Source organism: Roseateles sp. DB2 (assembly GCF_051857535.1).
Classification (GTDB): Bacteria; Pseudomonadota; Gammaproteobacteria; order Burkholderiales; family Burkholderiaceae_C; genus Roseateles_B.
Genome location: NZ_JBPZGY010000022.1, coordinates 1 through 13,657, shown reverse-complemented (window position 1 = coordinate 13,657; position 13,657 = coordinate 1). Strand labels below are relative to the sequence as shown.

Below are 13,657 nucleotides of genomic sequence, written 5' to 3'. Positions count from 1 at the left end.
ACCGGGACAGGCAAAGGGTGGACGGCGCCTCAACCTTCGCGGCGGAACAGCGCGTAATGCACGGCACCGGCCTTGCCGCTTCGATGCGGCAGCAGGCCCAGCGCGGACGCGGGGCTCAGCGGCTCGGGGGACTCGATGTAGAGATAGCCCCCCGGCACTACCAGGGGCGCCGCGGCACGCAGCGCGGGCTCGAAGAGGCCGGCATCGAAGGGCGGATCCAGCATCACCAGCTCGAAGCGCGCGGGCGCGCTGCGAGCCATCCAGGCCAGGGCGTCCGTCGATTCCACACGGAGGGTCTCGGCCTTGAGCCGCGCCTTGGAGGCGTTGAGGCTGCGCGCCAGCTCGCCATCGCGCTCCAGCAGCAGCACCTCGTCCGCCCCGCGCGAGGCGGCCTCGAAGCCCAGCGCACCGCTGCCCGCGAAGGCATCCAGCACGCGCCAGCCGGAGAGGTCCTGGCCCAGCCAGTTGAAGAGCGTCTCGCGGACGCGGTCCGGCGTGGGGCGCAGGCCCGGCTTGTGGGCCACGGGCAGCTTGGAGCGCTTCCACTGGCCGCCGATGATGCGGACCTCGGCCGGTGCCAGGCGCGGCGCGCCGGGGGGCCTGGTGCGGGCCGGCGTGGACGGCGTGGACGCCTCGGGCCTGACGCGGGCCTTCACTGCCGCACCTCGATGCCGCGCGAGGCCATCAAGGCCTTGGCCTCACCCACCGTGTGCTGGCCATAGTGGAAGATGCTGGCGGCCAGCACGGCGTCGGCGCCGCCGATCTGGATGCCGTCGACCAGATGCTCCAGGGTACCCACGCCGCCCGAGGCGATCACAGGCACAGGCACGGCGTCGCTGACGGCGCGGGTGAGCGGCAGGTCGAAGCCGATCTTGGTGCCGTCACGGTCCATGCTGGTCAGCAGGATCTCGCCGGCGCCGAACTCGGCCATCTGGCGTGCCCACTGCAGGGCATCGAGCCCGGTGTTCTTGCGGCCGCCATGGGTGTAGACGTCCCAGCCCTCGCCGCGCGCGGCGAGATCATCGCCCTGGCGGCGTTTGGCATCGATGGCCACGACGATGCACTGGGCGCCGTATTTGTCCGAGGCCTCGCGGATCAGCTCGGGCCTGGCCACGGCGGCCGAGTTGAAGCTGACCTTGTCCGCCCCTGCGTTGAGCAGGCGCCGCACATCGGCCACCGAGCGCACGCCGCCGCCCACCGTCAGCGGGATGAAGACCTGCGAGGCCACCGCCTCGATGATGTGCAGGATCAGGTCACGGCCATCGCTGGTGGCGGTGATGTCCAGGAAGGTGAGCTCGTCGGCGCCCTGCTCGTTGTAGCGGGCGGCGATCTCCACCGGGTCGCCCGCGTCGCGCAGGGACTCGAAGTTGACGCCCTTCACCACGCGACCTCCGGTCACGTCCAGGCAGGGAATGATGCGTTTGGCCAGCATGGGGCGTGTCTTTCAAGAACAAGGGCCGCTGCGCGAGCGGCCCTTTGGAGAGGGGCAGGACGGGATCAGGCCTGGGCCTCGGAGAGCTCGTCGGCCCGCTTCTGGGCAGCGGCGAGGTCCAGGTCGCCGGTGTAGATGGCGCGGCCGCAGATCACGCCTTCCACGCCTTCGCTCTCGACGGCGCACAGGGCCTCGATGTCCTGGATGTTGGACAGGCCGCCCGAGGCGATCACCGGGATGGACAGGGCCTGCGCGAGCTTGACCGTGGCCTCGATGTTCACGCCGCTGAGCATGCCGTCGCGGCCGATGTCGGTGTAGATCACGCCCTCGATGCCGTAGTCCTCGAACTTGCGGGCGAGGTCGATCACCTCATGGCCGGTGAGCTTGCTCCAGCCATCGGTGGCGACCTTGCCGTCCTTGGCGTCCAGGCCCACGATGATGTGGCCGCCGAAGGCCGAGCAGGCGTCCTTCAGGAAGCCCGGGCTCTTCACTGCCGCGGTGCCGATGATCACGTAGGACAGGCCGTCGTCCAGGTAGCGCTCGATGGTGTCGAGGTCCCGGATGCCGCCGCCCAGCTGGATGGGGATGTCGTCGCCCACCTCGCGGATGATGGCCTTGATGGCCGCCTCGTTCACCGGCTTGCCCGCGAAGGCACCGTTGAGGTCCACCAGGTGCAGGCGCCGGGCGCCGGCGTTGACCCAGCGTCGCGCCATGGCCGCGGGGTCCTCACCGAAGGTGGTGGAGGCGTTCATGTCGCCTTGTTGCAGGCGGACGCATTTGCCGTCTTTCAGGTCAATGGCAGGGATCAGCAGCATGGCCGAAATGCAGGTGGTGGGAGAAGGTTGAAGGGGAATGCGGGGCGGGGAAAAGCGGCGCTCATGCAGGGGCGGGAGTCAGCTGACGTCCTCATGGCTTCCAGTGAAGGAAATTGCGGTACAGGGCCAGGCCCAGCGCGGCGCTTTTCTCGGGGTGGAATTGGGTGGCGAAAATGTTATCCCGGGCCACGGCGCAGGTAAAGCGCTCGCCGTACTCGGTCTCGGCGGCTCGGTGGGCGGGGTCAGCGGGCGCCGTGTAGTAGCTGTGCACGAAGTAGTACCAGGAACCATCCGGCACGCCGGCAAAGACGGGGTGCGGCCGGGTCTGGAACACACGGTTCCAGCCCATCTGCGGTACCTTGTAGCGGCTGCCGTCCGGCTGCAGCCGGCCTTCGAGCTGGAAGCGCTTCACGCGGCCGGGAATCAGGCCCAGGCCCGGCGTGTCCTGCTCCTCGCTGTGGTCCAGCAGCATCTGCATGCCCACGCACACCCCCATCAGCGGCTTGCGCGCGGCGGCATCCAGCACGGCCTCCTGCAGGCCGGAGTCGCGCAGCTCTCGCATACAGTCCCGCATGGCGCCCTGGCCCGGCAGCACGACGCGCTCGGCGGCATACACCTCCTCAGGTCTGGAGGTGATCAGCACCTCCACGCCCTGGCCTTCGGCGGCGTGGATCACCGCCTGAGACACGGAGCGGAGGTTGCCCATGCCGTAGTCCACCACGGCAACGGTCCGGCTGGCCATCACAGAGTCCCCTTCGTCGAGGGAATCACGCCGGCCGAGCGCGGATCCAGCGTCATCGCCATGCGCAGCGCGCGGCCGAAGGCCTTGAACATCGTCTCGCACTGGTGATGGGCGTTGTGGCCCTTGAGGTTGTCCACATGCAGGCTCACCAGGGCGTGGTTGACGAAGCCCTGGAAGAATTCGTAGGTCAGCTGGGTGTCGAAGGCACCGATGCTGCCGGCGGTGAACTTGACGTCCATCTCCAGGCCAGGGCGGCCGGAGAAATCGATCACCACGCGCGACAGCGCCTCGTCCAGCGGCACATAGCTGTGGCCATAGCGAGTGAGGCCCCGCTTGTCACCGATGGCCTGGGCCACGGCCATGCCTAGCGTGATGCCGACGTCTTCCACCGTGTGGTGGCCGTCGATGTGCAGGTCACCCTTCGCCTCGATCTCGAGGTCGATGAGGCCGTGGCGGGCGATCTGGTCCAGCATGTGGTCGAAGAAGCCGATGCCGGTGGACAGCTGGGCCTCCCCCGTGCCATCGAGGTTGACGCGGACGCGGATCTGCGTCTCCTTGGTGTCGCGGCGGACTTCGGCAATGCGTGGGGCGGTGCTCATGGTCTGGACTTGGGCAGGTTCAGGACAGGGTCAAAGCTTCGAGGGCGGCTTGCAGGGCGGCCAGCAGGGTCTGGTTCTCCACCGGCGTGCCGATGGTGATTCGCAGGCATTGCTGCAGCAAGGGGTGCAGGCCGGAGACGTTCTTGATCAGCACGCCGCGGGCCTTGAGCCCCGCGAACACGGCGGCGGCATCGGGCACGCGCACCAGCAGCATATTGCCCTGGCTGGGAAAGACCTGCACGCCCCTCAGTTGCTGCAGGGCCGCATGCAGGCGCTCGCGCTCGGCGCGCAGGGCGGCGGCCTGCTCGGCATAGACGGCCTCGTGCTCCAGCGCAAAGAGCGCCGCCTCGGCATTGAGCACGCTGACGTTGAAGGGCGGGCGCAGCTTCTCCACCTGGTCCACCAGCTCGCGCCGACCCATCAGGTAGCCGATGCGCACGCCGGCCAGGCCGAACTTGCTCATGGTGCGCATGACCAGCACCTTGGGATGGCGCTGCATCAGGGCCAGGCCGTCGCGCTCGGCAAAGGGCTGGTAGGCCTCGTCCAGCACCACCAGGCCGGGCGCGGCCTCAATGAGGCGTTCGATGACGGTTTCGTCCCAGAGGTTGCCGGTCGGGTTATTGGGATGCGAGAGGTAAAGCAGGGCCGGCTGCTCGGTGGCGATGGCGTCCAGCATGGCGGCCTCGTCCAGCTCGAAGTCCGGCCGCAGGGGCACGCCCACGAAGCGCAGGTGCTGGTATTGGGCCGAGATGCCGTACATCACGAAGCTGGGCAGGGGCGACATGATCACCGCGCCCGGCCGCGCCACGGCCAGGCTCAGCAGGGAGATCAGCTCGTCCGAGCCATTGCCCAGCGTCAGCCCGTAGCCCTCGGCGGGCAGCTGCGCATGGCGGGCCAGTGCCGCGGCCAGTTGCTGCGTGCCCTCGGCCGGGTAGCGGTTCAGGGCCACGCGGCCCAGGCGCTCGCCCAGCAGGCGCTGCAGGGCCTCGGGCAGGCGGTAGGGGTTCTCCATCACGTCCAGCTTGACCAGGCCGGCGCCGGACTGCACCGGGTAGGCCTGGGTCTGGCGAACGTCCTCGCGAATGCGGGACAGGGCTTGGCTCAGTTCGTCCATGGAGGCTCCGGGCTCAGGCCTTGCCTGCGGCGAACACGGCGTCCGGCGCGGCCTGCAGGGGATTGAGGATCTGCACGCTGTCCAGTTGCAGGCCGTGGGCCAACTCCAGGCTCAGCAGCCATTCGCAGCCCTGGGCCTTGGCAGCGGCCACGACCAAGGCGTCCATATAGGCCAGGCCGAAACGGCTCTCGATGGACCAGGCGCTCTCGACCGTGGCGTGGTCGATGGCCCAGGGTTGCCAGCGCTGGTAGCGGCGCACCTCGGCGCGGGCGTCGCCATTGGGCATGGCGGGCTGCAGCCGGGTGGTGACGAGGCGGTAGAAGTCGTTGAGCACCTGGGTGGAGACGCGCCCGGCGCGGCGCTGCCACAGCTCGCGCAGCCAGACCAGGGCCTGGGCCTGCTCGCCAGGCCGGGCGCCGTCCTCGCTGAGGATCAGCACCGAGGTGTCGACGAAGACCAGGGGCGCCGCGCTCACAGCGCGCCCCGGGCGGGGTAGGCCTGGCCGTCGCTGGCCCAGCTGCGCTCGCGGTGCAGCCAGTCCTGCATGGCGCGCTCGTAGGCGTCGTCATGCCGCATCTTCTCGGCCAGCAGCTCACCGACCAGGCGGGAGACACTGGTGTTGCGCCGCGCAGCCTCCAGCCGGGCCCACTCGGCCACGCTATCTTCCATGGTCACGGTGACGTTCTTCATGAGGCGAAGACTAACACGAAGTTCGTGCAACACGAACTTCGTGCTCTCAAGCCATCATTCGCGGGCGCCGAATGCGAGGCCGGCGCGCCCACCCGCTCAGGCCGTCTTGAAGCCCGAGACCGCCGCGCTGAGCTGAGCCGCCTGGTCCCGCAGCGATTCCGCCGCGGCACTGGACTCCTCCACCAGCGCCGCGTTCTGCTGGGTGACCTCGTCCAGCCGGTTCACCGCCAGCCCCACCTCGGTGAGGCTGGTGCTCTGCTCCTGGGTGGCGCGGCTGATGTCCTCGATGATGTGGCTGACCCGCTGCACCGCCTGCACCAGCTCCTGCATGGTCTGGCCGGCCTCGGCGACCAGGCGGGTGCCGGCGTCGACCTTGTCGACCGAGGTCCCGATCAGAGCCTTGATCTCGCGCGCTGCCTCGGCGCTGCGCTGGGCCAGGGAGCGAACCTCGCCGGCCACCACCGCGAAGCCGCGGCCCTGCTCGCCGGCCCGGGCGGCCTCGACGGCGGCATTCAGCGCCAGGATGTTGGTCTGGAAGGCGATGCCGTCGATGACACCGATGATGTCGCTGATCTTGCGCGAACTGGTGTTGATCTCCTCCATCGTGCCCACCACGCGCCCGACCACCTCGCCGCCCTGCTCGGCGACCTGGCTGGCTTCACGGGCCAGGCTGGTGGCCTGCCGGGTGGCGTCGGCGTTCTGGCGCACGGTCTCGCTGAGGGTCTGCATGGTGGCCGAGGTCTCCTCCAGGCTGGAGGCCATCTGCTCGGTGCGGGCGGACAGGTCGCTGGAGCCCGCCGCCACCTCGCTGCTGGACATGGCGATACTTTCCGCGCTGCCGCGCACCGTGCCGATGGAGCGGTTCAGGGCGCTGCGCATCTCTTCGAGGGCGGTGGCCAGACGGCCGAACTCATCGCGGCGCGAGGTGTCCACGTCCACACCCAGGTCGCCGCCCGCCACCCGCTCGGCCACGCTCACCATGCGCTGCAGGGGATCGACGGTGTTGCGGGTCAGGAACATCGCCACCACGCCGCCCGCCACCAGCTGCAGCACCAGCAGCACGATCAGGGTGAGGCGCACGCTGTCATAGGTACTCTTGGCTTCCGCATAGCTGGCCGCGGCGCCGTCCTCGTTGATCTTGATCGTCCGGCCCAGGGCCTCCGACACCTCGGTGATCAGGCGCAGGGAGTCGCCGACCACGGTGGCCTGGTACTCGGCACGATTGCCGGCCTTGCGCTGCTCGATCAGGCGGTCCTGCACCGCCAGGTAGGCGTCGATCTTGGCCTTCGCCGCGTTCCATGTCGCCTCTTCCTCAGGCGAAGCAATCAGGGGCACGTAGACACCGATCAGCTTGGGCAGGTCCTTCTCGCGCGTGGACTTGATGGTCTCCATCACACTCTGGACCTCCGCCACGGTCTCCAGGAGACACATGCGCAGCTCAAGCCGGCGGATCGACTGGACCTTGTCGTCGATCTCCGAGATGGCCTTGATGCTGGGCATCCAGTTGCTTGCCAGGTCGCTGACACTGGCCTGGATCAGGCCCAGCCGCGAGATCGAGAGCAGGCCCAGCAGGCCCGACATGAGCAGCACGGCCGCAAAACCCAGGCCGATGCGCATCCCCACCTTCATGTCCGACAGTCTCATCACGAGTCTCCGCAGGATTGGCGATGGGCCATCCTAGGCCAAGTCCTTTGCAGCCGGATAGTGCCAGTCCCATGAAGAAAGCCCGGACGAGCCGGGCTTTGCAGACCAACAACAACAGCGCTGCACGGGCAGCGCCATCGCATCACTTCAACCGGTATTCGGCCGCCAGCGCATGGCCTTGCAGCCCCTCGCCATAGGCCAGCGTCGCGGCGATGGGCCCCAGCTTCTGCGCGCCCGCCTCGCTGACCTCGATGAGGCTGCTGCGCTTCTGGAAGTCGTAGACCCCCAGCGGCGAGGAGAAGCGCGCGGTGCCCGAGGTGGGCAGCACATGGTTGGGGCCGGCACAGTAGTCGCCCAGCGATTCGCTGGTGTAGGCGCCCAGGAAGATGGCGCCGGCATGGCGCAGCAGGGGCTCCCAGCGATGGGGCTCGTGGCTGGAGACCTCCAGGTGCTCGGGCGCGATGCGGTTGCTGATCTCGCAGGCCTCCTCCATGGAGCGCGTGAGGATCAGCGCACCGCGGCCTTCCAGCGAGGCGCGGATCACCTCTTGGCGCGGCATGGTGGGCAGCAGGCGCTCGATGGCCTCGCGGACTTGCGCGATGTAGTCCGCGTCGGGGCACAGCAGAATGCTCTGCGCCAGCTCGTCGTGCTCGGCCTGGCTGAAGAGGTCCATGGCCACCCAGTCGGGCGGCGTGCTGCCGTCGGCCAGGACCAGGATCTCGCTGGGGCCGGCGATCATGTCGATGCCCACCTGGCCAAAGACGTGTTTCTTGGCGCTGGCCACATAGGCGTTGCCGGGACCGGTGATCTTGTCCACGCGCGGCACGGTGGCCGTGCCATAGGCCAGGGCGGCCACGGCCTGCGCACCGCCGATGGTGAAGGCGCGGTGCACGCCGGCCACATAGGCAGCGGCCAGCACCAGGGCGTTCTTCTCGCCACCGGGGGTGGGCACGACCATGATGATCTCGGGCACGCCGGCCACCTGCGCCGGGATGGCGTTCATCAGCACGCTGCTGGGGTAGGCGGCCTTGCCGCCGGGCACGTAGATGCCCACGCGGTCCAGCGGGGTCACCTTTTGCCCCAGCAGGGTGCCGTCCTCGTCGCGGTAGCTCCAGCTCTCGCCGCAGGCGGCCTTCTGGCGCTCGTGGTAGCTGCGCACGCGGCGGGCGGCGGCCTCCAGGGCCTCGCGCTGCTCGCCGGGCAGGCCGTCGAAGGCGGCCTTCAGCTCCTCGCGCGTCAGTTCCAGTGCGCCCAGCGCATCGGCGCTCAGGCGGTCGAAGCGGGCGGTGTACTCGAGCACGGCGGCATCACCCCGGGCGCGCACATCGGCCAGGATCTCGGCCACGCGGGCCTCGATGGCGGCATCGGTGTCGGCGGACCAGTGCAGCACGCGCTGGAAGGCGGCCTCGAAGCCTGCGTCCTGCGTGTCGAGTTGTCGAAGCTTCAGCATGGCGGCTCCTTCAGGCAGCGGGCGTGGCCGACGCGAAGGCGTCGATCATCTGGCGCAGGGCCTCGCGCTTGAGCTTGAGTGCCGCCTGGTTGACGACCAGGCGCGAGGAGATCTCCATGATGCGCTCCACCTCCACCAGGCGGTTGGCCTTGAGCGTGCTGCCCGTGGAGACCAGATCCACGATGGCATCGGCCAGGCCGGTCAGCGGGGCCAGCTCCATGGAGCCGTAGAGCTTGATGAGGTCCACGTGCACGCCCTTGTCGGCGAAGTGCTGGCGGGCGATCTCGGTGTATTTGGTGGCCACGCGAATGCGCGAGCCCTGCTTGACCGCCGCGGCGTAGTCGAAGTCGTCGCGCGTGGCCACGCTCATGCGGCAGCGGGCGATGCGCAGGTCCAGAGGCTGGTACAGGCCCTCGCCGCCATGCTCGATCAGCACGTCGCGCCCGGCCACGCCCAGGTCCGCGCCGCCGTACTGCACATAGGTGGGCACATCCGTCGCACGCACCAGCACCACGCGCACCTCGGGCTTGTTGGTGGGCAGGATCAGCTTGCGGGAGGTCTCGGGGTCCTCGAGCACCTCGATGCCGGCGGCCTTCAGCAGCGGCAGGGTCTCTTCGAAGATGCGTCCCTTGGAGAGGGCCAGGGTGATCATGGGCGTCCTTTGCGGTCTCGGTTTTCTGGACTCGGCGGACGGCAGCGGGATCACCTGGAGCGGCATCTCACCGCCACCCGCTCGGATTCAAGCGGATGGGGTGTCAGCGATGGTGATGGCCGGCCGCGGCCGGCGCGCCGGCATGCTCGGCCGGCGTCAGCGTCTTCATGGACAGGGCGTGGATCTGCTCGCGCATGCGCTCGCCCAGGGCCTGGTAGACGCGCTGGTGGCGGCGGATGCGAGTCAGCCCCTCGAATTCCGCGGAGACGATGGTGGCGAAGAAATGGCGGCCGTCACCCTCGACCTGCAGCAGCTGGCAGGGGAGTCCGTCGGCAATGTATTGCTGAACTTCAGCGGGAGTGGGATCGGCCATGATGGGCGGGATTCTACCGAGACGTGACAGGCCCCGGCCAGGCCGGGGCTTCTGCAGTGGCGCACCGGGGCTTCGCGCGGGCTCGCGGCCCGGCTTCAGCCGCGGATCTTGTAGCCGCGTTTGAGCAGGGACAGCGCGATGCCCGAGACCACGAGAAAGCTCGCGCCCACGATGGCCAGGCTCAGCCAGGGCGAGACGTCGCTGACGCCGAAGAAGCCGTGCCGGAAGCCGTCGATCATGTAGAAGAAGGGGTTCAGGTGGCTCACGCCCTGCCAGAAGGCCGGCAGCGAATGCACCGAATAGAACACGCCCGACAGGAAGGTCATGGGCATGATGATGAAGTTCTGGAAGGCCGCCATCTGGTCGAACTTCTCGGCCCACAGCCCGGCGATCAGCCCCAGCGCGCCCAGCATGCCCGCGCCCAGCAGCGCAAACACCAGCGCCCACAGCGGCTGCGCCAGCCCCGGCGGCGCGAACCAGGCCGTCACGAGGAACACGCCCAGGCCCACGGCCAGGCCGCGCACCACCGAGGCACCCACATAGGCCAGGAACCAGGCCCAGTGCGAGAGCGGCGTCAGCAGCACGAAGACGAGATTGCCGGTGATCTTGCTCTGGATCAGCGAGGACGAGCTGTTGGCGAACGCGTTCTGCAGCACGCTCATCATCACGAGGCCCGGGATCAGGAAGGCGGTGTAGGCCACGTGGCCGTAGACCTTCACATGGTCCTCCAGCACATGGCCGAAGATCAGCAGGTACAGCACGGCGGTCAGCACCGGCGCGGCCACGGTCTGGAAGCTCACCTTCCAGAAGCGCAGCACTTCCTTGTAGAACAGCGTGCGCGCACCTTCGAGTCGGATCCCGCTCATGCCTGAGCCCCCTGCATGATCTCCAGGAACACGTCCTCCAGGTCGGCACGGCCGATCTCGAGGTCCTCCACCGGCACGCCGGCCGCGCGCAGGCGTGCCAGCACGCGCTCGACCTCGGCCGCGTCATGCGCCTTGATCTGCACGATGCGGCCGGTGACCCGCGCGATGGGGGCCAGGTCTTGCGGGAGCGCGACGTCAGTCTTGAAGCGCAGCATGGTCGAGGCCTTGCCGGCCAGCAGGTTGCTGGTGCGGTCCAGGGCCACGATGCGGCCGGTCTTGAGCATGGCGATGCGGTGGCACAGGGCCTCCGCCTCTTCCAGGTAGTGGGTGGTCAGCAGCACGGTGTGGCCTTCCTTGTTGAGCCGGGCGATGAAGGCCCACAAGGTCTGGCGCAGTTCCACGTCCACGCCGGCGGTGGGCTCGTCCAGCACGATCACCGGCGGGCGGTGCACCAGAGCCTGGGCCACCAGCACGCGGCGCTTCATGCCGCCGGAGAGCTGGCGCATATTGGCCTGGGACTTGTCGGCCAGGCCCAGGTTCTCCAGCAGCTCGGTGATCCAGGCGCCGTTGTTGCGCACGCCGAAGTAGCCGCTCTGGATCTCCAGGGCCTCGCGCACCGAGAAGAAGGGGTCAAAGACCAGCTCCTGCGGCACGATGCCCAGGCATTTGCGTGCGGCAGCGTAGTCGTCCACCACGTCATGGCCCAGCACGCGCACGCGGCCGCTGCTGGCCTTGGAGAGGCCGGCGAGGATGGAGATGAGGCTGGTCTTGCCGGCGCCGTTGGGCCCCAGGAGGCCGAAGAATTCACCGGGCTGGATGTCGAAGCTGACCTGGTCCAGGGCCTTCACCTGGCCGCCGCGGTAGGTCTTGGAGACCGCCTCGAATCGGAGGGCCGGGTGCTCGCGGCCTGTCGTGGCGGCCGCTGCAGGGGTGGGACTTTGCATGGCGGCGGATTGTAGGGAGCGTGCCAAATTCCTGCTGACGCTGGAGCCAAACCCCTAGAGTAGGGACTCGTCTTGGTGCCAGAATCGGCCGAGACAGCCACTAAAAGCATTCCATGGCCACCAAGAAGCCGCGGCGCACCGCAGAACGCATCCTCGAAGTCACGCTGGACCTGTTCAACCGCTTCGGTGAACCCAACGTCTCGACCACGCTCATCTCGGCCGAGCTCAACATCAGCCCTGGCAACCTCTACTACCACTACCCGGCCAAGGACGAGCTGATCAACGCGCTCTTTGCGGCCTACGAGCGCGAGCTCACCGAGCTGTTGGGCGCCTCGGAGAACGTTCGCAACGTGGAAGACGCCTGGCTCTTCTTCCACATGCTCTTCGAGCTGATCTGGAAGCACCGCTTCCTCTACCGCGACCTCAACGACCTGCTCTCCAAGAACCGCAAGCTGGAGACGCACTTCCAGACCGTGCTGGCCCACAAGGGCCTGGCCATGCGCGCGGTGCTGTCCGGCCTGCAGCATGGCGGCGCCCTGCGCATGGAGCCCCGCGACGCCGGCCCCACCGCCGAGGCCATGGTGGTGCTGCAGAGCTACTGGCTGAGCTACGAATACGTGCGCGACCCACGCCATGCCCTGGAACCCGACCGCGCCGGCAGCGCCCTCATGCGCGGAGCCTTCCATGTGTTGAGCACGCTGCTGCCCTACCTCGAACCCGATTCGCGGGAGCACCTCTTCAAGCTGGCTGGCCGCTACAACGGCTAGACAGCCGCCCCTCCCGCGAGTGACGCAAGACCTGCCCCCGAAGACACCTGAGACCGACACAACACGGAGACATCGATGGCCAAGTGGACTGCCTTCCCCTATGACAACGCGGCCTTCCAGTACGACGCCGCCAGCCTGAAGAAGCACTGGACCCGCCTGCATGCCGGCGACGCCGAGCCCTTCCCCAAGGACGCCGCCGTGCAGCAAGCCTGGATCCATTTCCATGCCGGTGAGTTCCAGCAGGCCTACGAGGCCGGCCTGGCCGCAGGCGGCGCCGGCATCACCGTGGCCAACAAGGCCCAGGCCATCTACGCCAACTACCTTGAGAAGAAGGAGAAGACCAAGCTGGAGATGTTCCTGGAAGTCGCCGAGCGGGCGGAGGGCCAACAGGAGGCCGAGCCCAAGAACGCCAATGCCTGGTACTGGCAGGCCTATGCCCTGGGTCGCTACAGCCAGGGCATCAGCGTGGCCAAGGCCCTGGCACAAGGCCTGGGCGGCAAGGTCAAGACGGCGCTGGAAAAGGCCATCGAGCTGGCCCCCAAGCATGCCGACGCCCACATCGCCCTGGGTGCCTTCCATGCCGAGGTGATCGACAAGGTCGGCAAGCTGCTGGGCAAGACCCAGGGCGCCGACACCGCCACCGGCCTGAAGATGTTCGAGCAGGCCATCAAGCTCAATCCGAGCAGCGCCATCGCCATGATCGAGCGCGCCAACGGCCTGGTCATGCTGGAAGGCGACAAGCGCCTGGCCCTGGCCGAGCAACTCTATGCCGATGCCGCCGCCTGCGAGCCCATGGACGCCATGGAATGCCTGGACGTGGAACTGGCCAAGGAAGAGCTGGAGGAGTGAGACCCCACCCGGGAAAGCCCTGAACCGGACCGGACAGGGCCCCCGCAGCCGAGGGGGCTCACCCGGCGATTCGTGGGAAAGCGCACGGTTTTCGGCCCTGCTCCGTGGATGTCCTCAATGGCCATCAGGCTCGCGGCCCGCTAAGCTGTGTGCACTTTTACCGCCGGGCGGGTCCACGAGGCCCGCTCAGCACCCGTCTCACCGCACTCGCAAAGGTTGCATCATGAAGAAGTTCCACCTGATCGCCCTGGCCGCCCTGCTGGGCACCTCCCTGGCCCACGCCGCCAAGCCGGCTGAAAACCGCGAGGTGCAGGCCCTGCGTGCGGAATGCGCCGCCCAGCATGCCGTGAACTTCGACACCGCCCGTGACGACAACGAATACCGCTTCGTCTACGCCAAGGGGCAGCTGCGCGGCGAGTACACCGAAGGCAAGGCCCTGAAGTGCACCGAGGCCCAGTACGTCGCCTACCTGGACAACGCCGATCCCGCCCGCGTGATGTCGGCCTACCCCACGGCCGCCGGCCGCCCCAAGGCCCAGAAGTCCAAGTGATGACCCGGGCTGGCCCGTGACGGCGCCAGCCTCAACAGGCAAAGAAGAAGGCTCTTTGCGCATTGCTTCGTGATGGCTCATCTGGTGAGCCACGCGAAGGAGATATTGGCTCGTAAGCCCCTGCGGTGGGGCGCAAGGAGCCAGAGATGCGCAGCCGGGAACTCAAGAAG

At 68.3% G+C, this 13,657-nt stretch carries 17 protein-coding genes; 3 read left to right on the top strand and 14 right to left on the bottom strand.

Annotated elements, in window-relative coordinates:
* Window positions 1-29: 29 nt before the first annotated feature.
* The 14 genes from rsmD to ACS5PK_RS21310 all read right to left on the bottom strand — a co-directional run bounded on the left by rsmD (window position 30) and on the right by ACS5PK_RS21310 (window position 11,321).
* Window positions 30-656 (bottom strand): 16S rRNA (guanine(966)-N(2))-methyltransferase RsmD, encoded by a 627-nt coding sequence (rsmD, locus tag ACS5PK_RS21375; protein WP_439442295.1) that lies wholly within the window; start codon window positions 654-656, stop codon window positions 30-32.
* Window positions 653-1,432, bottom strand: coding sequence for an imidazole glycerol phosphate synthase subunit HisF (gene hisF, locus ACS5PK_RS21370; RefSeq protein WP_439442294.1), 780 nt, complete (start codon window positions 1,430-1,432; stop codon window positions 653-655). Before hisF ends, rsmD begins: the two co-directional genes overlap by 4 nt.
* A 65-nt stretch (window positions 1,433-1,497) precedes the next feature.
* Complete coding sequence (gene hisA / locus ACS5PK_RS21365; RefSeq protein WP_439442293.1) at window positions 1,498-2,247, bottom strand: 1-(5-phosphoribosyl)-5-[(5-phosphoribosylamino)methylideneamino]imidazole-4-carboxamide isomerase; 750 nt, start codon at window positions 2,245-2,247, stop codon at window positions 1,498-1,500.
* Window positions 2,248-2,338: 91 nt separating this feature from the next.
* Window positions 2,339-2,989 (bottom strand): imidazole glycerol phosphate synthase subunit HisH, encoded by a 651-nt coding sequence (hisH, locus tag ACS5PK_RS21360; protein WP_439442292.1) that lies wholly within the window; start codon window positions 2,987-2,989, stop codon window positions 2,339-2,341.
* On the bottom strand, window positions 2,989-3,588 hold the full coding sequence (gene hisB / locus ACS5PK_RS21355; protein WP_439442291.1) for an imidazoleglycerol-phosphate dehydratase HisB: 600 nt from the start codon (window positions 3,586-3,588) through the stop codon (window positions 2,989-2,991). Before hisB ends, hisH begins: the two co-directional genes overlap by 1 nt.
* Before the next feature lie 19 nt (window positions 3,589-3,607).
* A complete protein-coding gene (gene hisC, locus ACS5PK_RS21350; protein WP_439442290.1) occupies window positions 3,608-4,702 on the bottom strand; it encodes a histidinol-phosphate transaminase in 1,095 nt (364 codons plus the stop codon).
* Between the two features lie 13 nt (window positions 4,703-4,715).
* Window positions 4,716-5,177 (bottom strand): PIN domain-containing protein, encoded by a 462-nt coding sequence (locus tag ACS5PK_RS21345; RefSeq protein ID WP_439442289.1) that lies wholly within the window; start codon window positions 5,175-5,177, stop codon window positions 4,716-4,718.
* On the bottom strand, window positions 5,174-5,425 hold the full coding sequence (locus tag ACS5PK_RS21340) for a CopG family transcriptional regulator (protein ID WP_439442288.1): 252 nt from the start codon (window positions 5,423-5,425) through the stop codon (window positions 5,174-5,176). The genes ACS5PK_RS21345 and ACS5PK_RS21340 overlap by 4 nt, the downstream gene beginning before the upstream one ends.
* Window positions 5,426-5,488: 63 nt before the next feature.
* The gene (locus ACS5PK_RS21335) at window positions 5,489-7,036 is read right to left on the bottom strand and encodes a methyl-accepting chemotaxis protein (RefSeq protein ID WP_439442287.1); all 1,548 of its coding nucleotides are present in this window, start codon (window positions 7,034-7,036) and stop codon (window positions 5,489-5,491) included.
* 142 nt (window positions 7,037-7,178) lie between these two features.
* Complete coding sequence (gene hisD, locus ACS5PK_RS21330) at window positions 7,179-8,486, bottom strand: histidinol dehydrogenase (RefSeq protein WP_439442286.1); 1,308 nt, start codon at window positions 8,484-8,486, stop codon at window positions 7,179-7,181.
* 10 nt (window positions 8,487-8,496) lie between these two features.
* Complete coding sequence (gene hisG, locus ACS5PK_RS21325) at window positions 8,497-9,138, bottom strand: ATP phosphoribosyltransferase (RefSeq protein ID WP_439442285.1); 642 nt, start codon at window positions 9,136-9,138, stop codon at window positions 8,497-8,499.
* Between the two features lie 103 nt (window positions 9,139-9,241).
* Window positions 9,242-9,511, bottom strand: a complete 270-nt coding sequence (locus ACS5PK_RS21320; RefSeq protein WP_439442284.1) for a BolA family protein — start codon at window positions 9,509-9,511, stop codon at window positions 9,242-9,244.
* Window positions 9,512-9,606: 95 nt separating this feature from the next.
* Window positions 9,607-10,377, bottom strand: coding sequence for an ABC transporter permease (locus ACS5PK_RS21315; RefSeq protein WP_439442283.1), 771 nt, complete (start codon window positions 10,375-10,377; stop codon window positions 9,607-9,609).
* A complete protein-coding gene (locus tag ACS5PK_RS21310) occupies window positions 10,374-11,321 on the bottom strand; it encodes an ABC transporter ATP-binding protein (protein WP_439442282.1) in 948 nt (315 codons plus the stop codon). The genes ACS5PK_RS21315 and ACS5PK_RS21310 overlap by 4 nt, the downstream gene beginning before the upstream one ends.
* Window positions 11,322-11,434: 113 nt before the next feature.
* Between ACS5PK_RS21310 and ACS5PK_RS21305 the strand changes: the two genes are divergently transcribed.
* The 3 genes from ACS5PK_RS21305 to ACS5PK_RS21295 all read left to right on the top strand — a co-directional run bounded on the left by ACS5PK_RS21305 (window position 11,435) and on the right by ACS5PK_RS21295 (window position 13,487).
* The gene (locus ACS5PK_RS21305; protein ID WP_439442281.1) at window positions 11,435-12,088 is read left to right on the top strand and encodes a TetR/AcrR family transcriptional regulator; all 654 of its coding nucleotides are present in this window, start codon (window positions 11,435-11,437) and stop codon (window positions 12,086-12,088) included.
* A gap of 75 nt (window positions 12,089-12,163) precedes the next feature.
* A complete protein-coding gene (locus ACS5PK_RS21300) occupies window positions 12,164-12,937 on the top strand; it encodes a hypothetical protein (protein WP_439442280.1) in 774 nt (257 codons plus the stop codon).
* A 223-nt stretch (window positions 12,938-13,160) separates the two neighbouring features.
* The gene (locus tag ACS5PK_RS21295; protein WP_439442279.1) at window positions 13,161-13,487 is read left to right on the top strand and encodes a hypothetical protein; all 327 of its coding nucleotides are present in this window, start codon (window positions 13,161-13,163) and stop codon (window positions 13,485-13,487) included.
* The last annotated feature ends 170 nt before the right edge of the window (window positions 13,488-13,657 follow it).